This is a genomic window from Rothia similimucilaginosa (assembly GCF_029850875.1).
GTDB lineage: Bacteria > Actinomycetota > Actinomycetes > Actinomycetales > Micrococcaceae > Rothia.
Genome location: NZ_JAOVAM010000001.1, coordinates 111,823 through 134,295, shown reverse-complemented (window position 1 = coordinate 134,295; position 22,473 = coordinate 111,823). Strand labels below are relative to the sequence as shown.

The following is a 22,473-nucleotide window of genomic DNA, read 5'->3' as shown; positions in this document are numbered from 1 at the left end:
GCCGTTGAGGGTGGGCTGTGTATTCTGCCTGTGCAGGGTCACAGCCCGCCCTTTGTCTCAACTGGCGTGCGTGCCGATCTGTGTACTAAGTAAAGGGGGAGGGGAGCATGCGTATTCTGGTTGCCGGCCCGAGCGGTAGCGGTAAGACGACGTTCGCGGCGCGGTTAGGGCGCCTCCTGGACATTCCGCATACGGAGATGGACTCGTTGCATTGGGGTCCGAACTGGACTCCGCGCCCTAGTTTTGAGGCGGATGTTCAGGCGCTCATTGATCGGCCTGCGTGGATTACGGAGTGGCAGTATCCGCAGGTGCGTGGCCGCCTGCTGGAGCGTGCGGATGTGGTGATTTACTTGCGCTATAGCCGTGCGGTAGTCATATGGCGTGTGGTTCGCCGGACGGTGCGCCGTGCGGTGACGGGTCAGAGGCTGTGGGCTGATAATGTGGAGCCGCCATTGAAGAATATTCTGCGTGACCCGGACAACATGATTCGGTACACGTGGAGGAGCTACCCGCACGTCGGTGAGTTGCTGGCGGAGGCTCGCGGGCAGCATCTGCAGAAGCGTTTTATTGAGTTTCGTACCCCGCGGGCGGCGAACCAGTTTTTGCGTGCCGTGCAGCTGCGCGGCGTGCTCTGAGGCGGCTGCCCTAAACCAGCCGCCGAGAGCGGTGTTGAGTGAGATGTATGAGCCCGGTGAAGGCCGGCTCCAAGTTGAAAGATGAACCCAGTTGAAAGGTGAACGATGCGAGCTGTTATTCAGCGTGTGACCCGCGCGGTGGTGCGCGTGAACGGTGAGACGGTCGGCGCGATTGAGCAGCCCGGCTACCTGATTCTGGTCGGCATCACGCACGGTGACGGTGCGGCGCAGATTGCGAAGCTTGCCGATAAGACCGCGAACCTGCGCCTGCTGGAGGGAGAAAAGTCACTGCTCGATGAGGGTGCACCCGTGCTGGCGGTCAGCCAGTTCACCCTGTACGGGGATGCGAAGAAGGGCCGCCGCCCCTCCTGGTCTGCTGCTGCGCCCGGCGCGGTGAGTGAGCCGCTGTTCAACGATTATGTTCAGGCGTTGCGTGAGCATGGCCTGCACGTGGAGACCGGCGTATTCGGTGCGGACATGCAGGTGGAGCTGGTCAATGACGGTCCGGTAACCCTGATCCTAGATAGTGAGACCCTCTAGGCCGGCGCTTTCGATAGGTTAGTGGATTGCCCCGGGGTGTAAAACCCACGGCGAAGACACTAACCTATCGAAACCCCATCGAAAACCCGTATGGCGTCACGCCGCGAGCTAAATCCGCACCCCGCGCCCACCTCAAGCCTGCAAAACGATAGAGTAAGACTATGGCTGATTCCCTCTTTGATCTTGAATTGCCCGATGACGGGGACCGCGTGAGCCTGATTGGCGCGCCCGCTGAGGAGCCCTCCTCGCGTGCCTCTGCGTCGCGTGCGCACTCTTCCCGTTCGGCGTCTCGTGCACCGTTGGCGGTGCGTATGCGTCCGCGCACTATTGATGAGGTTCTCGGCCAGGATCATCTGCTGACTCCGGGTGCGCCTTTGCGCGTATTGGCGGGGGAGAACGCCGGACCGGCTGGCCCGTCTTCGGTGATTCTATACGGCCCTCCGGGTACGGGCAAGACCACCCTGGCGCATGTGATTGCGCGCGCGCCGGGTCGTAAGTTCGTGGAGCTTTCGGCGATTACCGCGGGCGTGAAGGATGTTCGCGCTGTCATGGATCAGGCGCTGCTCGACCGCGATATGTACGGCACGACTACCGTACTCTTCCTCGATGAGATTCACCGTTTCACGAAGGCTCAGCAGGATGCGCTCCTACCCGGCGTGGAGAACCGCTGGGTGATTCTGGTGGCGGCTACGACGGAGAACCCGTCGTTCAGCATTATTTCGCCGCTGCTTTCGCGCTCGCTGCTGTTGCGGGTTCATTCGCTGGAGCAGTCCGATATTGAGCACCTGATTGACCGTGCGTTGGCTGACCCGCGCGGTTTTGGCGGCGCGGCGGTCATTGATGCGGATGCGCGCGCCCACCTCGCGGCAGTTTCTGGAGGCGATGCTCGCCGCTCCCTAACCTCGCTGGAGGCGGCGGTTGCGATTGCGTTTAGTGAGGCTGAGGACGCCGGGGTTGAGTATTCGGTCAAGCAGCCCCTGCCGGTGACGGCAGAGCACGCGAGCTTGGCGGTCAATCGGTCGGTGGTGCACTATGATAAGCAGGGCGATCAGCACTACGACGTCACCAGTGCCTTTATTAAGTCGATTCGTGGCTCAGACGTGGATGCTGCCCTACACTATCTAGCGCGCATGATTGAGGCGGGGGAGGACCCCCGGTTTATTGCCCGCCGCCTGATTGTTCATGCCAGTGAGGATATCGGTATGGCTGACCCCACGGCCCTGACTGCTGCCGTGAATGCTGCTCAGGCTGTTCAGCTGGTGGGGCTGCCGGAGGCTCGGTTGAATTTGGCGCAGGCGACGATTCATCTAGCGTCTGCCCCTAAGTCGAATGCCGTGTACCGGGCTATCGATGGGGCGTTGGCGGACGTCCGTGCGGGCTTGGCAGGGCCGGTTCCGGTTCATCTGCGCGATGGTCACTACCCGGGGGCTACTGCACTGGGGCATGGTAAGGGCTATGTCTACCCTCACGATCAGAAGAACGGGGTGGCCCGCCAACAATATGCCCCTGAGGCTCTGGTGGGGAAGGTCTACTATACTCCCACAGTTTTTGGGGCTGAGGGACAGATAGGGGAGCGTCTGAAAAAAATAGCCTGCCTACGCGAGCCCGCCTAGTGAAAATCTGCAAAGAAAAGAGAGGAAGCCAGACGCTCTGTGGTTAACAGAATACGAAAGAAACTTGGGCGATTACGTCTGCTTTTCTAGCTTACGGGTCTATAATTAAGGAGTTGTAAGTACATCTGTGAGAGCATTGTGTTTTCATAGAGCTTTGTGGTATTTACACGTCTTATTTCTCCCTAAATACTTTAAGGAAAAGTTACACATGACTCACGGTTTTTCCCGACGCACCCTAGCAAAGGGTGTTGCCTGGGCAGCTCCTGTGGTTGTTGCGTCTGCGTCGGTTCCCGTTTACGCGGCTTCTTCTCCCTGCCCCGCTGACATCGACGCACAGGTAGAGGCTGTCTTCCAGAGGCGTCTGGCCGCTCTGCCCAACCTGCAGAACACCACCATTCGTTTCTGGTACAACAATAACGCTAGCTCCAACGGTGCCCTAGGAACCTCCAACCTGCGTGTGCAGGTAACCAACGGTGGTGTTCTGGACGTTCCTCAGCTGCCCTTCGGCTTCGAGTTCGCTCAGCGTAACGTTGCCACCTCTCCCGCTATCAACAAGCTCTTCGGCGGCGGCAAGATCCGTTCCGCCCAGATGCCTGCTGAATGGCCTGCCAACAACAAATGGAACACCAGCACCGGTGTAGCTGACGATTCTCCCGCAGCTGTCAACGTGGATGATCCCAATGCTCCTAACCAGCGCGACGTCTCCCATGCCTCTTCCTACATCGACGTCTACTCTGCTGACGGCCGCTACAACAACCTGGGTGCTGGCGAGTTCGGTGAAGAGACCGGTGTTGCCGAGGGTAACCATCTCAAGTGGCTCTTCGCCATCAAGCCCAACACTGCAGCCACCAAGGGCGACGCTGTTGACTTCGTTAACTCCCACTGGCGTGATGGTACCGTTATTGGCTCTGGCGCAATCTACACTGCCATTGGTGTTCGCCCCGTTGGCTTCCTGCCCCCCAGCTTCGATGAGGTCCGTTCTTCCGTTGGCTCCTCTGTTGACGAGGCCTGCCTGCTGAACGCCTACACCAAGAGTGTAGACAACTGGAACAAGAGCAAAAAGCGTTTCGCCGGTGCCACCATCCAGTTCTCTGGTTGGGCTCACGACACCAGCGGTGACACCAAGGCTGTTACCTACACCGGTAGCGGCTACGTCTACTCCAACGAGATTGGTGCCTTCCAGAAGACCACCTCTGCAGGCGCTGCCGGTACCGGCTTCAATGGTTCCACCTCCAATGCTGTGACCTTCTTCAACGCCCAGCTGGTTGGACTCACTCGTGGCCAGGACACCCAGCTTGGCTACCAGCTCATGTATGCCGATGGTATCTGGTAAGATCAAAGGTAAATCCAACTCTTTGTGTCTATAGTTAGACTCATAGGGAAAGGGTTAAGCGGGGGAGGGGTTACATATCCCTCCCCCGCTCTGTGATACCCTCTAAAAGCCCCGCATGGGGGCTGATAAGGCGCAAATGGAGTGTTTTTGCCCCCATAAAAGGAAGTAAAAACCGAATACATAGTCAGCCTTTAGCTTGCTAAAATCTTAGGTGTGCCACTGATTGGTTGAGACCTAGTAGTCGGCCCCTCCTCGACATATTGCTCACGCTTTCGCATCTTTAGAGATTGGATGATGTACTTATCATGAAAAAGACCCTGACTGCAACCCTTGTAGGCGCTCTAGCCCTGGGCGGTGCAGCCCTGACTCCTGCAGAGGCAGCTACCGCACCTACCTCTGTTAATGCCTACACCAACGTAAGTTCTTTCGCTCCGGTTCCCGGCCTAGCCACCATCGGCCAGCTCTATCTAGGGAATGCAGGCTCCGCCTCAGGCAACCTGCCCAGCGGAACTCGTTTCTACGTAACCGTCGAGGATATGAGCGGTGCCCCCGTCCGGAACACCTCTTTAACCCTCACTACTCCCATGTCAACCAAGATCAAGATTGCTCGTGTCAACTCCCACACCTTTATGGTAACCCTCCGCGGTGAGCTGGGTCCCGGCGAGCAGATTCGTCTTGACTGGGCTCATGGCCACTACTTGAACCACTCCAAGCGTAACAAGATTGTGGTTACCACCGACTACATCCCTAACACTGCTGTAGACACCAACACTGCTAACAATACCAGCGTTTACGATAACTACGGCTACGGCATCTAAGAAATTTAAGGTTCCACCTATATGAGAGTAAGTCGGCTCTAGGAGATTTTTTTCCCTTAGAGCCGACTTCTTATATTTGTAAACCAGAAAAAGCTTGTTGAGCATACAGTAGACGCTATGTTTAATATCATAGTCAGTTCCTCCTCCCTGACCTACCTTGAGTGGCTACACTAGAAAGGTGGCTGGCAGACTACCCAAAACGCAGCGTCCGTCCCGGTAACGGGGTAGAAACTGATCATCGGGTAGCTCATAGTACCGAGAGTGCGGCTGCTCTCTACTCTCCACCGCCCAAACCGTGGGCGGCCTACCGGAGGCCAGACCACCAGAACAATGGCACACCCACACCCATGGGAAATGCTCAGCACATCACCGTATATGCGTTATGAGCCGTGCCAACCGCTAAAGAAAAGGAATACGAACTGTGGCAAACCACAACCGCCCCCGCCGTACCGTGCGTCAGTCCCGTGCCCTGGGCATTGCACTGACCCCGAAGGCAGAAAAGTACCTCGAGCGTCGTCCTTACGGCCCCGGCCAGCACGGCCGTGCCCGCAAGAAGGCTGACTCCAACTACGCTACCCAGCTGAAGGAAAAGCAGCGTCTGCGCGCTCAGTACAACATTCGCGAGGCACAGATGCGCCGCGCATACCTCGAGGCAAAGCGTATTGAGGGCCAGACCGGTAAGAACATGGTCGAGCTGCTCGAGACCCGCCTCGACGCTCTGGTTCTGCGTGCAGGCTTCGCCCGCACCATTGCACAGGCGCGTCAGATGGTTGTTCACCGTCACATCATGGTTGACGGCGTTCGCGTGGACCGCCCCTCGTTCCAGGTTAAGCCCGGCCAGTTGATCCACGTTCACCCCAAGGCTGAGAAGACCACCCCCTTCCAGGCTGCGGCTGCAGGTGAGAACCAGGCAGTTCTGCCCGAGGTTCCCGCGTACCTGAACGTTGAGATTGAGAAGCTGCACGCAAAGCTTGAGCGTAAGCCCAAGCGCGAAGAGATCCCCGTGATCTGCGACGAGCAGCTGGTCGTTGAGTACTACTCGCGTCTGGCATAATCTCGATTTTCGAGAAGCAACCCGTCCTGCACCGTTCGGTGGGGGCGGGTTGTTCCCGTTTAACGCGCGGGTTTTTGGGTATATACACCAGAGAGCAGTGGCGCCACTGAACCTGTGAATCTTCCGTCGCTGGGAGTTTCATGAGAGTTTAGGGGGCGCTTGAAGGATTTTTCGACTAAAATAAGGGATTGAACTGTGTGTACAGTCCTGATCTGTACGCACAATCCGGCTGCATGCCACGGTGGCATGCGGTCCTGTACGACTATTTGATAAGCATCATGCATTGAGCGGAATGGGGTTATAGATGACCGGCGGAGATATTGCGGGCCTGATTGCAGCAGGAGTTTTTGCGATTCTGGTGGCTCTTCTTGCGCTACCCATTATTCGCCTGACTAAGGTATTTGATGAGCTTATCGTGACGATTCGTTCGCTGAACCAGAGCACCGGCCCCCTCATTGAAGAGGTGACCCGCACTGTGGTAACCACCAATGAGCAGCTGGAGAAGGTTGACGACATCACCTCGAACGTTTCAGATGCGTCTGCGAATGTTTCTGCGCTGTCCTCGCTGGTGACCTCGACTGTGGGTCAGCCGCTGATTAAGGTTGCGTCCTTCTCCTACGGTGTGCGTCAGGCGTTCCGCGGAGGTAAGCCCGGCGACGCACACGGCACCGGCAACAACAACGCTGGCGGTCAGTATGGTTCGGCACAGTCCTCTTACTCTGCAGGTGGTGAGAACTAATGGGTCTGCTTCGTTCAGCTCTTCTGCTTGGCGCCGGCGCGGCGGTTGGTTACTTTGCTTCCAAGCGTGCCACCGCCTCCGAACCTGCTCAGCGTACCCCCGGCAGCGCCCTGCTCATGCGTGAGCACGGTGAACTGGCCCTCAACCCGGAGTCTCAGATGGGAAAGTTCTTCGATTCGCCGATTGGCAAGCCCCTGCAGCCGTATGCGTTGCGTGCTGTTGAGTTCGCCGCTCGCGTGCGTGAGGGCATGCAGGAAAAGGAGATGGAGCTCAACGCTAAGGTGGAGCGCCAGAAGCAGGATCTGCGTCCTGGCTCCCTGGATACCTGGGAGCGCAAGATGAGCTCGACTGAGATTGAGTCCACGAACCGCCGCCTGGCTGAGCGTGAACTTATTGAGGTGGAGGCTGAGATTGCCTCCTTGGAAGAGGCGCAGAAGCGAGCGCGTGAGCAGCGCATTGCGCGTGACCGTCAGCTCGGTGACGGCTTCTTCAACTAGGTTTTAAAACGTGGTGTCTTCGCCCGTAAACCACGGTACGAGACTGGCTCAATTAGCCATTTTGCTCTCGGGCAGGCACCATAGGTCAGTAGACTAATTTAGAATTTCGCACAGATTACTCTAAGGAACGAGATGCTCTCACAGGAGATTTCTAAGCGCTGGATCGATTTCTTCGCTTCCCGCGGCCATACTGTGGTGCCTTCGGCATCGCTGATTTCGAACGAGCCCGGCGCTATGTTCACTATTGCCGGTATGGTGCCGTTCATTCCCTACTTTTTGGGCCGTGAGACCCCTCCGTTCTCCCGCGCGACCAGCGTACAGAAGTGCATCCGCACCCTGGACATTGAAGAGGTCGGTAAGACTGCGCGTCACGGTACCTTCTTCCAGATGGCTGGTAACTTCTCCTTCGGTGATTACTTCAAGGAGAAGGCGATTCCTTTCGCTTACGAGTTGCTGACTACCTCTCAGGATCAGGGTGGTTTTGGCCTGGACCCCGAGCGTTTGTGGGTCACCATCTACGAGGGTGACGAAGAAGCATTCGAGATTTGGACTAAGACCGTTGGGTTCCCCGCTGAGCGTATTCAGCGTATGGGCATGAAGGAAAACTACTGGTCCACTGGTCAGCCCGGCCCTGCAGGTCCCGACTCGGAGATTTTCTATGACCGTGGCCCCGCCTATGGTAAGGAAGGCGGCCCGGCGGCTGACGACGACCGTTACATTGAGATTTGGAACCTCGTGTTTATGCAGTACCAGCGTGGCGAGGGCCTCGGCAAGGATGACTTCGAGATTCTGGGTGAGCTGCCGAAGAAGAACATTGATACCGGCCTGGGTGTTGAGCGCCTGGCAATGCTGTTGCAGGGTGTTGAGAACTTCTACGAGACCGACCAGGTTCGCCCGGTTTTGGATGCAGCATCCAAACTGTCCGGTAAGAAGTACCACGGCTCTGAGTCCCCTGAGGACGAAGGCTACGAGGACGACGTGCGTATGCGCGTGGTGGCTGACCACATCCGCTCCTCCCTCATGCTGATTGCTGACGGTGTCACCCCCTCCAATGAGGGTCGCGGCTACATTCTGCGCCGTCTGATGCGCCGCGCTATCCGTGCGATGCGTCTGCTGGGCGTGACTGAGCCTTGCCTGCCCGTGCTGTTCCCGGCGTCTTGCGAGGCTATGAAGGGTGCTTTCCCGTACGTGGGTGATGACTTCGAGCGTATTTCCCGCATTGCCTACGCTGAGGAGAAGGCGTTCCTGCATACCATTGAGACCGGTACTGAGCGTCTGGAAGAGGCAGTTGCTGCCGCTAAGAAGGACGGCTCCAACGCTGTTTCCGGTGCTGAGGCGTTTGCTCTGCACGACACCTACGGCTTCCCGATTGACCTGACCCTGGAGATGGCTGCTGAGGCTGGCGTGAAGGTTGACGAGAAGGCTTTCCGTGAGCTGATGGCTGAGCAGCGTCACCGTGCACAGGCTGACGCTAAGGCGAAGAAGGGCGCGTTCGCTGACCTGTCCGAGCTGCGTAAGCTCGTGGATGAGCGTGGCTCCATCTTCACCGGTTACACCGAGCTGCGTACTGAGACTCACCTGCGTGCAATCCTGGTGGACGGCGTATCTGTTCCCGCAGCTAAGGCTGGCGACAAGATTGAGGTTGTCCTGGATGAGACTCCGTTCTACGCTGAGGCTGGTGGCCAGGCAGCTGATACCGGTGTTATTACCGGCAACGGCTTCATCATTGACGTTCAGGACGTTCAGCAGCCCGTGAAGGGCCTGAGTGTTCACCGCGCCGTTGTACGTGAGGGCGAGGTTCACACCGGTGCTGAGGTTGTGGCACAGGTTGACGTTCAGCGTCGCCGCGACGGTGAGAAGGCACACTCCGGTACCCACATTATTCACGCAGCTCTGCACCAGGTGTTGGGTAATGAAGCAACTCAGCGCGGCTCCTTCAACAAGGAAGGCTACCTGCGCTTCGACTTCGCATGGGGCGAGGGCCTGTCCGAGTCTGCTAAGCGTGAGGTTGAAGAGGTAGCAAACCTCGCTATTCGCGATAACCACCAGGTGATTACCCGTGAGATGCCACTGGCTGAGGCTAAGGCTCTTGGCGCTATGAGCCTCTTCGGCGAGAAGTACGGCGACGTGGTGCGTGTTGTTGAAATCGGTGGCGAGTTCTCCCGCGAGCTGTGCGGTGGTACCCACGTTGGTTCGTCCGCTGAGGTTGGTTCCCTGACCCTGCTGACTGAGGGTTCTGTTGGCTCCGGTAACCGCCGTGTTGAGGCTCTGGTGGGTCTGGACTCCTTCAACCACCTGACTGCTGAGCGTACCCTGGTGAACCAGCTGACCGGTCTGATGAAGGTTCAGTCCTCCGCTGATCTGCCGGAGAAGATTAACCAGACTCTGGCTAAGCTGAAGGCTGCTGAGAAGGAACTGGCTCAGCTGCGCCGCGAGAAGCTGCAGGCTGAGGCTGGCAAGTTGCTGGAGAATGCACAGACCATCGGTTCTGTTCGCGTTCTGGCGCATGACGCTGGCGAACTGGACGCTAACGGCGTTCGTGAGCTGGCTCTGAATTTGCGTTCGCGCTTCGGCTCCGAGGCTGCGGTTGTTGCTGTGGTGGGTGTGGCTAATGGTCACCCCGTTATCCTGGTGGCAACCAATGAGGGCGCTCGTGAGGCTGGCGTGAAGGCTGGCGCTCTGGTCCGCGTCGCTGCCGGTGTTCTCGGCGGCGGTGGCGGCGGTAAGGACGACGTCGCTCAGGGTGGTGGCCAGGATGCATCCAAGATTGGTGCTGCACTGGACGCTGTCCGCGACGCTATCGCACAGGCTCAGGCCTAAATATGGCAGAATTCCAGCGGGGAGTGCGGATGGGCGTCGATGTGGGTAATGCTCGCGTCGGCACCGCCCTCAGCGACCCCGACGGCATCCTTGCCACCCCGCTCAAGACATTACGCCGCGACGCGAAGAAGAACTCTGACCGCCGTGTTTTGCGCAAGCTGATTGAGGTGAACGAGGTGGTGGAGGTTTTCGTCGGGCTTCCGAAGACCATGCGTGGTGGGGATTCTCCCTCCACGGAAATGGCTAGGGAGTACGCGCAGGCTCTGCGCTCCGAGCTGGATGCCGAAGAGAAAACACATATTAATATTTGGCTGGTGGATGAGCGACTCACCACCGTGAGCGCTCACCGTGCACTGCACGAGGCTGGGGTTTCCAGCCGAGATTTCAAGACTATGGTTGACCAGGTGGCGGCTGTGAACATTTTGCAGTACAGCCTGGATGCCCTCAAGGCGGGGCAGTCCGTAGCCGGGTACAAGGTGAGCGATCCGGCCCACGAAGAAAACCGACCGTCCGAGTCAGAAGGGACCGCGGTTGGTGCCGTCAACGAAACGGAGAACCTTCAGTGACCGAACAGAATAAACAGCCCGAAGAGAGCGGGCTCGACCTCTTTAGGCCTACGGCTGAGGACGAACGTAAGGGTATTACCGGCATTACGATGGAACAGGAAATCGTGTCGGTGGCTACGTTGCGTGCGCGTAAGCGCCGCCGCCGCGCCGTTTTGCTGAGCGCAATTTCCCTGTTTGTCGTGGCTCTGGTCATCATTTCTGGTGCCCTGATTACTCGCTACGACCCGTTCAAGAATCGTGACTACTCGGGTGGCGGTAACGGCATGACCGTAACTTTCACGATTCGTTCCGGCCAGTCCACCGCGCAGGTGGCTGCTGAGCTAGAAAATGCTGGCGTCATTGCTGATGCTGATAAGTTCCTTGAGGTGTACGCCAAGGAGAGCAAGGGTAAGTACTTGCAGCCTGGCACCTATGAATTGCAGCAGCACATGAGCAGCTCGAACGCTATCAACACGATTATTCAGGCGAACAGCAACGTACTGTACCTGGCTATTCCTCAGGGTAAGCGCGTGAGCGAGACCATCGATCTGATTGTTTCTGGCTCCGATGGCGCGTTCACCCGCAAGCAGGTTGAGGACGCGATCAGCAACTACACCCAGTACGGCGTGCCGAGCAACTTCCCGTCGATTGAGGGCTGGTTGCACCCGGGTGAGTACCGCTTCCCGAAGGATACCGACATCAAGAAGGTTATTCAGACCATGGTTGATAAGACCAAGGCTGACCTGAAGGAAGCCGGTGTGAGCGGCGATCAGAAGATCTTTGAGGTTCTGACTATTGCCTCTATCGTGGAACTTGAGGCTCAGCCGAAGGACTACGTGGCGGTTGCAGGCATCATTGAGAACCGTCTGAACAACCCCGACGGTGAGACCTCGGGTCTGATTCAGTCGGATGCGACCGTGACCTACGGTCTGGGTGTCCGCTCGTACCACCTGACTGAAGAGCAGAAGGCCGATAAGAGCAATAAGTACAATACTTATGCGAATAAGGGTCTTCCTAAGGGTCCGATTGGTTCCCCGCAGCTGGCTTCGATTAAGGCTGCTGCAGCTCCCGAGAAGAACCCGTACTTCTACTGGGTGACTGTGAATCTGGATTCCGGTGAGACCAAGTATTCCCGCACTTATGCTGAGCACCAGCGTTATGTTGAAGAGTACAACCAGTGGTGTTCTAAGCACCCGAACCGTTGTAGCTAAGCTGTAGCTGATTGGTTCAGCAGGTAGCTACGATTCGGTAGCTTTGGACTGAAGGTTCTTTGCTGAGGCGGGTACCGCCTCCACGAGAGTGGGGGAGGTGCCCGCCTTTGCTGTACCCGAATGCTGGGTCGTGCTCGAGTGGTGGGCTGTACCCGAATAGTGGTTTGTCCCTTAAAATGGGTAGAGTGCGCCTATGAACGTGGGTTCGTGGCGTGCGTGTCCGCAAAGCCCCAAGCGTTGAGAGCATTCCCCAGCGTTGAGAGCGAGAGAGTACCGATGAAGACTGAGCCGTACCGTGAAGCCCCGTATCTTCGCCGTGCCTACGTGCTGGGGCACCCGATTTCCCATTCCCTGTCACCCGCGTTGCATCGTGCGGCGTATAACTTTTTGGGTGAGCAGAATTTGGGGTATGAGCGCCGCGATACTTTGCCTGATGATTTGCCGGCGATGATGCACGGTGTGCGACACCCGGACGGTATGGAGGATGCTCCGTATATTGCAGGTCTGTCGGTGACGATGCCGTTGAAGACCGCGGTCATCCAGTATTGCGATGAGATTAGCGAGATGGCGCAGGTGACCGGTGCGGTGAATACGGTGTATCCGCGTGGTGAGAAGATTCTGGGGCATAATACGGACGTCATTGGCATTGTGAACGCGCTGCGCCACGCCGGTTTGGAACCGGAACCGCTCAAGGATTCTGCCGCGATTGTGGGTGGGGGAGCGACCGCTATTTCTGCTTTGGCGGCGCTGCACGCGCTGGGGTACCGCCGCGTGAGCGTGTACGCCCGTTCGTTGCATAAGCTCGGTAGTGTGCAGGAGGCGGCGGGCCGCCTGGGCGTTCAGCTGGAACAGATTACGTTGGCTGATTTGCCGCAGAATCTTGCTGAGCGCGGTCATCACCCGGTGGTGTCTACTCTTCCTGCTCATGCGGCGGATGAGTGGGCGAGCTGGCTGAGCGGGTTGAAAGGTGCCTCCGCGACGCACCGGCCGGTACTGCTCGATGTTGCGTATAACCCGTGGCCTTCGGTGCTGGCGAGCGCCTGGGAGGCGAACGGCGGTACGGTGGTTTCTGGCCTGGAGATGCTGCTGTATCAGGCGGTGGAGCAGGTTCTGATTTTTACTGACCGCACCCTGTCTGAGGGTGAGCTGCTGGGCTTGGTGAATGCGATGTGTGCGGCGGTTGATCTTGCGCCTCGTGCTTCCGTTTCGTGAAAAAAGCGTGCTTTCACTCGCTCAGTAAACAGGCATTTTATACACTATTTATACACGTGAAGAATTATTATTCCTTCCTCCTGCGCTGCGGTGCGGGTGCGATGAAAAGAGGTTAACCTATGGCCCTGCGTTGGCTCACTGCCGGAGAATCCCACGGCGAGGCGCTCGTCGGCATTATTGAGGGCGTACCCGCCGGTGTGGAACTCACCAGCGACATGGTGCGTGACGCCCTGGCTCGCCGCCGCCTCGGCTACGGCCGCGGTGCCCGCATGAAGTTCGAGGAGGACCGCGTGCGCATCCTGGGCGGTGTGCGTCACGGCCTGACTCAGGGCGGCCCGGTCGCGATTGAGATTGCGAACACCGAGTGGCCCAAGTGGACTGACGTGATGAGCTCCGACCCGGTGGATCCGAAGCTGATTGAGGGTCGTGCGCGTAACGCTGCGCTGACTCGTCCGCGCCCCGGTCATGCCGATTTTGCGGGTATGCAGAAGTACAACTTCTCTGAAGCTCGCCCGGTGCTGGAGCGCGCCTCCGCGCGTGAGACTGCGACCCGCGTAGCTCTTGGCGTGGTTGCCGCACAGATTTTGAAGGCTCTGGGTGTTGAGCTGGTTTCTCACACCGTAGCTGTGGGTGGCGTGCAAGCTCCTGAGGGTGCCCCGGTACCTTCGCCCCGCAACGTTGAGGAGCTGGACGCTGACCCGCTGCGCTGCTTCGACAAGGCAACCTCCGACGCGATGGTTCACCGCGTGGATGAGGCGCACAAGGACGGTGAGACTCTCGGCGGTGTGGTTGAAGTGCTCGCGTACGGTATGCCTCCCGGACTGGGTTCGTACGTGCACTGGGACCGCCGCTTGGACGCGCGCCTTGCCGCGGCTCTGATGGGTATTCAGGCCATTAAGGGCGTTGAGGTTGGCGACGGTTTCGCGACCGCTGACCGCCCGGGCACTGCAGCTCACGACGAGATTTCCATTGGCGAAAATGGCGTCACCCGCGATACCAACCGTGCAGGTGGTATTGAGGGTGGTATGAGCATCGGTGACCTGCTGCGTGTGCGCGCGGCAATGAAGCCCATTGCGACCGTGCCGAAGGCCCTGAAGACCATTGACACGTCCACCGGTGAAGAGGCCCGCGCCCACCACCAGCGTTCGGACGTGTGTGCTGTTCCCGCCGCTGGCGTGGTGGCGGAGGCTATGGTCGCCCTAGTGCTCGCTGAGGCGGCACTGGAGAAGTTTGGTGGCGACTCCATGGGTGAGACTCGCCGCAACATGGATTCCTATCTGGACGCTATTCCGGCGTCTCTGGCTTGGGAGTCTAACGTGGCTGGTTGGGACGCGTAGTGCCCCTTCCTGCGGAGTCTGAGGGCAGCGGCGTGAACGGTTGTGGTTCCGGGGCGGTTTCTGTGGAACAGAGTGTCCGCCCGGTCGCTTCGAGCCCCCTCGCGCGTATTGCTGCGGCAACGCAGCGTGCGCGAGGGGGCGCTTCGCCGCGCCCGGAATCTGGTGTATCGGAATCCGTATCTGCCACGGCTGAGCAGGCTGTTGAGTGTGAGGATTCCTCCCGTCCGGCCTTTCGCGTGCCCACCCCGGCTGACCTGATGCATTCTGGTACCCGCCCCGTGCCTGCCGCTACTATGGCGAGCACGCAGGGTGTGCGCCTGTACGCTTCCTCGGTGTCTGAGGATGCTGACCCGGCACTCGGTCTGGGCGAGGACCTGCGCCTGAAGCTGCTCAGCGCCCTGCAGGGCATGGGCACCGACGAAGAGGAGCCCCGCAAGGAGCCCGCGAAGGCGGAATCACCTAAGCCGCCTGTGTCCAAGCCTGCAGCTCCGAAGCCGGCTGCACCTAAACCTGCCGCGCCCAAGCCGGCACCTGTAAAGCAGGTACAGCCTGCAGAGGCGGCGGGGGAGAGCGCTACCGCTCCCGTGCAGAAGACTGAACCGCAGTCTGCCCCCGTAGCCCCCATAGCCGCATCCGCAACTCCCGTAGCTGTGCCCGCGGCTGAACCGGCCAAGCCGGTTCGTCCGACTCCGGCGCTGTTCGGCAAGGTTCAGCTTGCCGCACCCGCAGTACCCGCCGCGGAAGCAGAGAGTCAACCAGGGGAGAATCCCCTCGAAGCTTTCGAACTGCCCGCAACTTCCGCTGAATCTGCGGCACCTGCAGATATTGCAGCGTCGGAAGAACTGGGCGCGCCGGAAGAAACCCACGCAGAAGTGCTCGCAGAAGACGAGTCTGCCGGCGGCGCTCGCATACACCCGCAACAGGTGCGTGAAATGCACGAGAACTTCGCGGAACGCGCCCGCCCCATCGTGCTCATCGGCCCCATGGCGGCAGGTAAGACCTATATTGGTACGCACCTGGCGCGTTTTTACGGCTACGAGTTCCTCGACGCCGACCAGCTCATCGTGGAACGCTACGGCGAAGTCTCCGAAATCTTCGAGATTTTCGGTGAGACGCACTTCCGCGAGCTCGAACGCAAAACCATCGAAGAGGTCCTCACCTCGCCGGTGTACCGCAATACGGTGTTCTCCCTGGGCGGTGGCGCACCCATGACCGATTCGGTTGCGGAGCTGCTCAAGGACGAATGCGTGGTGTACATCCTCGTTGATGCTGACACCGTCACCCCGCGCATTACCGGCAGCAAGACCCGCCCGCTGCTGCAGCCGAACCCGGTGGAGCGGTGGACCGAAATTTTTGAGCGTCGCCGCAGCCGATACGAAGAGCTGGCGCACTTCACCCTGGACGCACGAGGCGGCCGCCCCATCACCGAGATGACTGCAGAAATCCAGGCGTACGTGACCGCAATCCGTACTTCCCGAGCGCAGCACCCCCAAGCATAACCCCTCACCTGTGAAAGGACACATGATGAGCACTCAGCCCGCCCCCACTTTCGGTGCCTCCGGCGCGGAAGATATTACCCGCATCCTGGTGACCGGCAGCTCCCCGCGTGAGAACTATGAGGTTCTCATTGGCCACAACCTGCTCGGTAAGATTCCCGAAATTCTGGGCAACCGCACCAAGAAGGTGCTCGTGATTCACCCGCGTGCCCTGCGTTCTACCGGTGAGCTGGTCATGGAAGACCTACGTGCCATGGGATACGAATCTTTCAGCGCCGAAATCCCGGATGCTGAGGAGGCGAAGCACTACCAGGTGGCGGCATTCTGCTGGCAGGTGCTCGGCCAGAACGACTTCACCCGCACCGACGCAATCATCTCCGTGGGTGGCGGCGCTATTACCGACGTTGCCGGCTTCGTGGCGGCAACCTGGCTGCGCGGCGTGCGCGTTATTCACATTCCGACCACCCTGCTCGGCATGGTGGACGCTGCCGTGGGCGGTAAGACCGGCATCAACACTGCCGAGGGTAAGAACCTGGTCGGCGCGTTCTGGCCGCCCGCCGCGGTACTCTGCGAGATCGGCACCCTGCGCACCCTGCCCGAGAACGAGCTGCTGACCGGCATGGGTGAGATCGTCAAGTGCGGCTTCATCGCAGACCCCGAAATCCTCGACCTGATTGAGGCGAATCCGAACGCCGTGCGTGACTCGCAGTCCGCCATCATGCGTGAACTCATTGAGCGTAGCGTGCGTGTGAAGGCTGAGGTCGTCTCCGAGGACCTGCGCGAATCCGGCCGCCGCGAAATCCTGAACTACGGCCACACCCTCGCCCACGCCATTGAACGTAACGAACGCTACCAGTGGCGTCACGGCGCGGCAGTGTCCGTCGGCATGGTCTACGCCGCCGAACTGGCGCTGGCAACCGGCCACGCCGACGAAGAACTCGTGGCACGCACCCGCCGCATCCTCGAATCCCTGGGCCTGCCCACCTCCTACAAGGCAGACGCCTGGCCCCAGCTGCTCGAAGCAATGCGCCGCGACAAGAAGGCACGCGGCAACCTGCTGCGCTTCATCATTCTTGACGGTTTGGCTCACCCGCGCGTCTACGAGGTGCCGGACGACTCAATCCTGTACATGACCTACCAGGAGATTATCTCCGAGTAGGCCTGAGTCCCGTACAGTCACCGCCACGCACCCGCCACACGACTGCCAACATATGACAGTCAGCATGTGGCAACAGGGCGGGGTGCCACAGCATCTGTGGTGCCCCTGCTAGGCAAATTCGTGCGCATCCTGTAGAATGTACTGGACATATTTTTGCTTATTGAAAACTTAGCGCCGCGCCGGGTACCACTACGGCGTGAGCGTCGATGACACGAAGGAGAGCCCCATGGCATCCACTACCGATATTAAGAACGGCGCCGTCCTGAAGATTGACGGCAACCTCTGGTCCGTCGTAGAGTTCCAGCACGTTAAGCCCGGTAAGGGTGGCGCATTCGTCCGCACCAAGCTGCGCAACGTTACCTCCGGCAAGGTCGTCGATCGTACCTTCAACGCTGGCGCTAAGATTGAAACCGCAACCGTTGACCGCTCCGACTACCAGTACCTGTACCAGGACGGCGACGACTACGTCTTCATGGACATGAAGACCTACGACCAGATCAATGTTCCCGCAACCGTTGTTGGCGACGCAGCAAACTACATGCTCGAGTCCCAGACCGCAACCATCGCGCTGAACGAGGGCACCCCCCTGTACATTGAGCTGCCCGCATCCGTGGTCCTCGAAATCACCTACACCGAGCCCGGCCTGCAGGGTGACCGCTCCACCGGCGGCACCAAGCCCGCAACCGTTGAGACCGGCTACGAGATCCAGGTTCCCCTGTTCCTGGAGACCGGCACCAAGGTCAAGGTTGACACCCGCACCGGTGAGTACCTCGGTCGCGTGAACGACTAATGAATTCGCGTACTAAAGCCCGATTGCGCGCCCTCGAAGTGCTCTTCGAGGCGGATCAGCGCAACGAAGATTATATTGAGGTACTCCGCCGCCGCCGACTGTACACGGTAGCGCAGATTTCTGCTTACTCTGAGGAAATCATTCGTGGCGTCCGCGACCACGATGAAGAAATCCGCGAGTTTGTGGAGACTTACGCCCGTGACTGGTCCTTCGAGCGTATGCCCGCCGTCGACCGTGCCGTGCTACGTATTGGCACTTGGGAGCTTCTGTACAATGACGAAGTTCCGGATGCTGTCGCAATTTCTGAGGCTGTCGGTCTGGCGCGTGTGCTGTCCACGAATGAATCTCCGAAGTTCGTGAACGGTCTGCTGGATAAGCTCCGTCAGGTGAAGCCGACCCTGCTCGCGTAAGACATCCCGCCGCGGCCTGCCGCTGGCTCTTATGGCTGGTTGGCTTGCCGCCGTTGAGGATGCACCCGCAGGGGAGCGTACGTGAAACCCCCGCTGTACTGTAGTTCGCTACAGGACGGCGGGGGTTTTCTGTGTCTAGGTTGCGCTTGGTTGGTGCAGTTCTGCGTGGGGTTCCGTATTGGGGGCGGATGCGCTCGCAGGGTTTGTTAGCAACAGTTGAGGCTTCACCGGACAACGCGGGCGGGGGAGTGCCCCCTCTGCAGCCCCCTAGTTATAAACAACATAGGCGCCTCGAGGATGGAGCCTGCCCCGCTCCATACCAGCTCCGTCCCCGCCGTGAGCGGTCTCTCGCCGAACCTGAACGTAGCCTGTGAACTGTGGTACCCTACTAGAAGCACAAAACCTTTAAATCCGTCCCGTGAGGCGGGGAAGGAGACGGCTATGCCTGGGTCAACTGTACCCACATCCGGCGCGAATCAGGGGCGAAATCTAACCGCTGCCCCCCATTCGGCAACCCCTCAAAGCACCTCCGAGGACGCGACCACCGTCGGCCGCACGATCCTCAGCGAGGACGAAATCCGCCGCGCCCTCACCCGCATCGCCTACGAAATTATTGAAACCAATAAAGGCGTAGAAAATCTCGTACTCATCGGCATCCGCTCCCGCGGCGTGCCCCTCGCTGTACGACTCGCCGCCCGCATCCAAGCCATCGAGCCGAACTTCAACGCAGAAACACGAATCGGCGCCCTGGACATCACCGCCTACCGCGACGACCAACCCACCGGCGGCACCACCTCCCCAGACACCGCAGGGGAAAGCATCATGCCCACCATCGGCATTGAAGGCAAAACCGTAGTCCTCGTTGACGACGTCCTCTACTCCGGCCGCACCGTACGCGCCGCCCTCGACGCACTCAACGCCCACGGGCGACCCGCCCTCGTACGCCTGGCAGTCCTCGTAGACCGCGGACACCGGCAACTACCCATCCGCGCCGACCACGTGGGCAAAAACCTGCCCACCAGCGCCAGCGAAACGGTGCGCGTCGTACTGACCGAAACTGACAACGCAACAGACCGAGTCGATATTATCCAGCTGGGAGGGCTCTCATGAAGCATCTGCTCGACACCCGCGAACTAACCCGCGAAGAAGCCATCGAAATCCTTGACGTCGCCGACTACATGGCGCAGGTCAAAGCCGAAAACCGCACCCTGAACGTACTCAACGGAAAGACCGTCGTCAACCTCTTCTTTGAGGACTCCACCCGTACCCGCCTCTCCTTCGAAGCCGCGGAGAAGCGCCTGGGTGCAGCCGTCACGAACTTCTCTGCTTCTGGCTCCTCCATATCTAAGGGCGAGTCGCTCAAGGACACGGCGCAGACTCTCAAGGCGATTGCCGCGGATGCTTTCGTGATCCGCCACTCGGCATCCGGCGCACCGCAGCGCCTCGCCGAGGCAGGCTGGACTGATATCCCCGTGCTCAACGCGGGCGACGGCACCCATGCGCACCCCACCCAGGCACTGCTCGACGCCGTATCCCTGCGCCAGTACAAGGCAGAACGCGACGGCCTCGATAGCCCCCGCGGCACCGACCTGTCCGGTATGCGCGTGCTCATCGTCGGCGACATTCTGCACTCGCGCGTGGCACGATCCAACCTCTGGCTGCTGACCACCCTCGGTGCGCAGGTCGTCTTCGTCGCACCGCCGACCCTGCTGCCGCTGAATACTGCCTCCTGGGTTGAAGAAGCCGGCGTAGAAATCTTCCACGACCTCGACGAAGCCATCGCCACCAACCCCGATGCCGTCATGCTGCTGCGCATCCAGAAGGAACGCATGAACGCCGCGTACTTCCCCTCCGCAGAGGAGTACACCGAACTGTGGGGCCTGACCGCCGAACGCTTCGCAACCCTGCAGGGGCAGCCGCAGCCGGTCGCAATCCTGCACCCGGGCCCCATGAACCGCGGCCTGGAGATCTGCTCCGAAGCCGCCGACGCCACCAACTCCTGGGTCCTGCGCCAGGTCAGCAACGGCGTGGCGCTACGCATGGCGGTGCTCTACCTGCTTCTAACCGACGGCTCCAGCGCCAAACTCTACGCCGGCGACGAATCCTAAACGACCTTCCTAACGAGAGGAACCAACACCATGAGCAAGTACCTGATCAAGGGCGCAAGCCTCTACGGCGAAAAGGTCGCCGACATCCTCATCGAGGACGGCGTGATTAGCCGCATCGCAGAGAACATCGACGCCGCAGACGCACAGGTTGTCGAGGCGGCAGGCCAGGTGGCACTGCCCGGCCTGGTTGATATCCACACCCACCTGCGTCAGCCCGGCTACGAGGCATCCGAAACCGTCGAGACCGGTACCCGCGCAGCAGCCCTGGGCGGGTACACCGCAGTGTTTGCCATGGCAAACTCCATGCCCGTGGCAGACACCGCCGCAGTGGTTGAACAGGTTGACCGCCTCGGCAAGGAATCCGCATGGTGCCGCGTGCAGCCCATCGGCGCAGTGACCGTGGGCCTGAAGGGTGAGCGTCTCTCCGATATTGGCGGTATGGCGAACTCCACCGCGAACGTGCGTGTGTTCTCCGACGACGGCATGTGCGTGTACGACCCTGCCGTGATGCGCCGCGCCCTCGAATATGTCAAGACCTTCGACGGCGTCATTGCGCAGCATGCGCAGGAGCCGCGCCTGACTGAAGGCGCCCAGATGAATGAAGGTAAGGTGTCCGCTGACCTGGGTCTGACCGGCTGGCCCGCCGTCGCTGAAGAGGCAATCATTGCCCGCGACGTGCTGCTGGCTGAGCACCTGGACTCCAAGCTGCACATCTGTCACCTGTCCACCAAGGGTTCCATTGAGGTTGTGCGCTGGGCTAAGTCCCGCGGCGTGAAGGTGACCGCGGAGGCAACCCCGCACCACCTGCTTCTCACCGACGAGACCGCACGCACCTACGACCCGGTCTTCAAGGTGAACCCGCCGTTGCGCACCGAAGAGGACGTCATGGCGCTGCGTCAGGCTGTTGCTGACGGCATCATCGACGTGATTGGTACCGACCACGCACCGCACCCGGCAGAGACCAAGGAGTGCGAGTGGGCGTGTGCCGCGAACGGTATGACCGGTCTGGAGCAGGCACTGTCCATCATCCAGATGACTCTGGTTGACACCGGCATGATTACCTGGCGCGATGTGGCACGCATTCTCTCCGAGGAGCCCGCGAAGATTGGTCGCCTGGACCATGAGCAGGGCCGCCCGCTGGCCGAAGGTGAACCGGCAAATATTGTGCTGGTTGACCCGAAGGCAACTCGCGTGATCAAGCCGGAGGAGCAGGCAACCAAGGGTAAGAACAACCCCTACCGCGGTATGGAGGTGCCCGGCTCGATCCGTGCAACCTTCTACGCCGGCCACCCGACCGTGCTGAATGGCGAGCTGGCAACCCCGCGCCGCTAACCCGCGAGGCGAACCACGAAGTAACCGTGCCTGGCGGTGGTAGGTTCACGCCTGCCACCGCCTCGCGAGGAATACAGCCTCGTGGGAGCTAGTAACGGCTAGTAGCGGGGGAGAAACCTCCCCGAAACACGACCGGAACCACCAGCGCAAAAACACCCCTCCCTATCAACCCAGGCCGAGACAATCGACCGAGACCCAACCGAAAGAGAGAACCTTCGTGGGAAAGTTCCTGACCGCCATCATCTGCATCGCCCTGGTTGCGCTATGCATCTACGGCATGTGGCATGGATGGCGCTCGCGCCTGGCACGCCAGGCGAACATGTTCGGCTCCCTCAAGGAAGTTCCCGAACGCTACGAGGGCATGACCGCTGACGCTGCTTTCGAGGGCGAGTACGTCAGCACCACGATATTCGGTAACTGGCTGGACCGCGTGGGGTTCGATTCGCTCGGCTTCAAGAGCAAGTCCACCCTGCTGATTTATCCGGACAGCATCATCTTCACCCGTAACGGCGCGAAGGACCTGTGGATTCCAGCGAAGAAGCTCGCAGTCATCACCACCGACCGCGGTATGGCAGGCAAGGTTGTGGAGAAGAACGGCCTGGTTGTGATTGGTTGGACCCTGGACGGTCACCGCGTGCAGACTGGCTTCCGCACCCGCTACGCCGAGGATAAGCAGGCGGTACTGCAGGAGCTACGCCGCATCGCCCCGAACGCGGTAGATGCGCCCGAGAAGTGGGCGGCAGAACCGGAAGCCTAACCCCCGGACAAACCGCGAAACGTATAGATTTGGCCTAGCGGCAGGGGAACAACCCGCCGAAGGCACC

21 protein-coding genes are annotated in these 22,473 nt (G+C 59.8%); all 21 read left to right on the top strand.

The features are described 5' to 3' along the window. The first annotated feature begins 107 nt into the window (after nt 1–107). Nucleotides 108–635: a P-loop NTPase family protein gene (locus QFX05_RS00565; RefSeq protein ID WP_279740024.1), complete on the top strand. Its 528-nt coding sequence runs from the start codon at nt 108–110 to the stop codon at nt 633–635. A gap of 105 nt (nt 636–740) precedes the next feature. Continuing rightward, nucleotides 741–1,175, top strand: a complete 435-nt coding sequence (gene dtd, locus QFX05_RS00560; protein ID WP_279740022.1) for a D-aminoacyl-tRNA deacylase — start codon at nt 741–743, stop codon at nt 1,173–1,175. A gap of 161 nt (nt 1,176–1,336) precedes the next feature. After that, nucleotides 1,337–2,788: a replication-associated recombination protein A gene (locus QFX05_RS00555; protein WP_279740020.1), complete on the top strand. Its 1,452-nt coding sequence runs from the start codon at nt 1,337–1,339 to the stop codon at nt 2,786–2,788. A gap of 208 nt (nt 2,789–2,996) precedes the next feature. After that, a complete protein-coding gene (locus QFX05_RS00550; RefSeq protein ID WP_279740019.1) occupies nt 2,997–4,121 on the top strand; it encodes a hypothetical protein in 1,125 nt (374 codons plus the stop codon). A 305-nt stretch (nt 4,122–4,426) separates the two neighbouring features. Then, a complete protein-coding gene (locus QFX05_RS00545; RefSeq protein ID WP_279740017.1) occupies nt 4,427–4,939 on the top strand; it encodes a hypothetical protein in 513 nt (170 codons plus the stop codon). A 421-nt stretch (nt 4,940–5,360) separates the two neighbouring features. Then, nucleotides 5,361–5,993: a 30S ribosomal protein S4 gene (rpsD, locus tag QFX05_RS00540; protein ID WP_279740015.1), complete on the top strand. Its 633-nt coding sequence runs from the start codon at nt 5,361–5,363 to the stop codon at nt 5,991–5,993. A 304-nt stretch (nt 5,994–6,297) separates the two neighbouring features. After that, nucleotides 6,298–6,732: a DUF948 domain-containing protein gene (locus QFX05_RS00535; RefSeq protein WP_279740013.1), complete on the top strand. Its 435-nt coding sequence runs from the start codon at nt 6,298–6,300 to the stop codon at nt 6,730–6,732. Further along, complete coding sequence (locus QFX05_RS00530) at nt 6,732–7,229, top strand: peptide chain release factor 4 (RefSeq protein ID WP_279740012.1); 498 nt, start codon at nt 6,732–6,734, stop codon at nt 7,227–7,229. The genes QFX05_RS00535 and QFX05_RS00530 overlap by 1 nt, the downstream gene beginning before the upstream one ends. 132 nt (nt 7,230–7,361) lie before the next feature. Next, nucleotides 7,362–10,049: an alanine--tRNA ligase gene (gene alaS, locus QFX05_RS00525; protein WP_279740010.1), complete on the top strand. Its 2,688-nt coding sequence runs from the start codon at nt 7,362–7,364 to the stop codon at nt 10,047–10,049. A gap of 2 nt (nt 10,050–10,051) precedes the next feature. Further along, nucleotides 10,052–10,615: a Holliday junction resolvase RuvX gene (ruvX, locus tag QFX05_RS00520; RefSeq protein ID WP_005505922.1), complete on the top strand. Its 564-nt coding sequence runs from the start codon at nt 10,052–10,054 to the stop codon at nt 10,613–10,615. Then, nucleotides 10,612–11,805, top strand: coding sequence for an endolytic transglycosylase MltG (gene mltG / locus QFX05_RS00515; RefSeq protein WP_279740008.1), 1,194 nt, complete (start codon nt 10,612–10,614; stop codon nt 11,803–11,805). The genes ruvX and mltG overlap by 4 nt, the downstream gene beginning before the upstream one ends. A gap of 276 nt (nt 11,806–12,081) precedes the next feature. Then, nucleotides 12,082–13,017: a shikimate dehydrogenase gene (locus QFX05_RS00510; RefSeq protein WP_279740007.1), complete on the top strand. Its 936-nt coding sequence runs from the start codon at nt 12,082–12,084 to the stop codon at nt 13,015–13,017. 119 nt (nt 13,018–13,136) lie between these two features. Further along, the gene (gene aroC, locus QFX05_RS00505) at nt 13,137–14,354 is read left to right on the top strand and encodes a chorismate synthase (RefSeq protein ID WP_279740006.1); all 1,218 of its coding nucleotides are present in this window, start codon (nt 13,137–13,139) and stop codon (nt 14,352–14,354) included. Further along, nucleotides 14,354–15,853 carry a shikimate kinase gene (locus QFX05_RS00500; protein ID WP_279740004.1) on the top strand — a complete coding sequence of 500 codons (1,500 nt, stop codon included), beginning with the start codon at nt 14,354–14,356 and terminating at the stop codon, nt 15,851–15,853. The genes aroC and QFX05_RS00500 overlap by 1 nt, the downstream gene beginning before the upstream one ends. Nucleotides 15,854–15,878: 25 nt before the next feature. After that, entirely contained in the window at nt 15,879–17,009 is a 1,131-nt protein-coding gene (gene aroB / locus QFX05_RS00495; RefSeq protein ID WP_279740002.1) for a 3-dehydroquinate synthase, read from the top strand. 226 nt (nt 17,010–17,235) lie between these two features. Beyond that, nucleotides 17,236–17,799 carry an elongation factor P gene (gene efp / locus QFX05_RS00490; protein WP_279740000.1) on the top strand — a complete coding sequence of 188 codons (564 nt, stop codon included), beginning with the start codon at nt 17,236–17,238 and terminating at the stop codon, nt 17,797–17,799. Then, nucleotides 17,799–18,209 (top strand): transcription antitermination factor NusB, encoded by a 411-nt coding sequence (nusB, locus tag QFX05_RS00485; RefSeq protein ID WP_005505934.1) that lies wholly within the window; start codon nt 17,799–17,801, stop codon nt 18,207–18,209. The genes efp and nusB overlap by 1 nt, the downstream gene beginning before the upstream one ends. Before the next feature lie 441 nt (nt 18,210–18,650). After that, a complete protein-coding gene (gene pyrR, locus QFX05_RS00480; RefSeq protein ID WP_279739997.1) occupies nt 18,651–19,319 on the top strand; it encodes a bifunctional pyr operon transcriptional regulator/uracil phosphoribosyltransferase PyrR in 669 nt (222 codons plus the stop codon). Beyond that, a complete protein-coding gene (locus QFX05_RS00475; RefSeq protein ID WP_279739995.1) occupies nt 19,316–20,317 on the top strand; it encodes an aspartate carbamoyltransferase catalytic subunit in 1,002 nt (333 codons plus the stop codon). Before pyrR ends, QFX05_RS00475 begins: the two co-directional genes overlap by 4 nt. A 30-nt stretch (nt 20,318–20,347) precedes the next feature. Further along, complete coding sequence (locus QFX05_RS00470) at nt 20,348–21,649, top strand: dihydroorotase (protein ID WP_219101372.1); 1,302 nt, start codon at nt 20,348–20,350, stop codon at nt 21,647–21,649. A 217-nt stretch (nt 21,650–21,866) separates the two neighbouring features. Beyond that, a complete protein-coding gene (locus QFX05_RS00465) occupies nt 21,867–22,406 on the top strand; it encodes a PH-like domain-containing protein (protein ID WP_279739991.1) in 540 nt (179 codons plus the stop codon). The last annotated feature ends 67 nt before the right edge of the window (nt 22,407–22,473 follow it).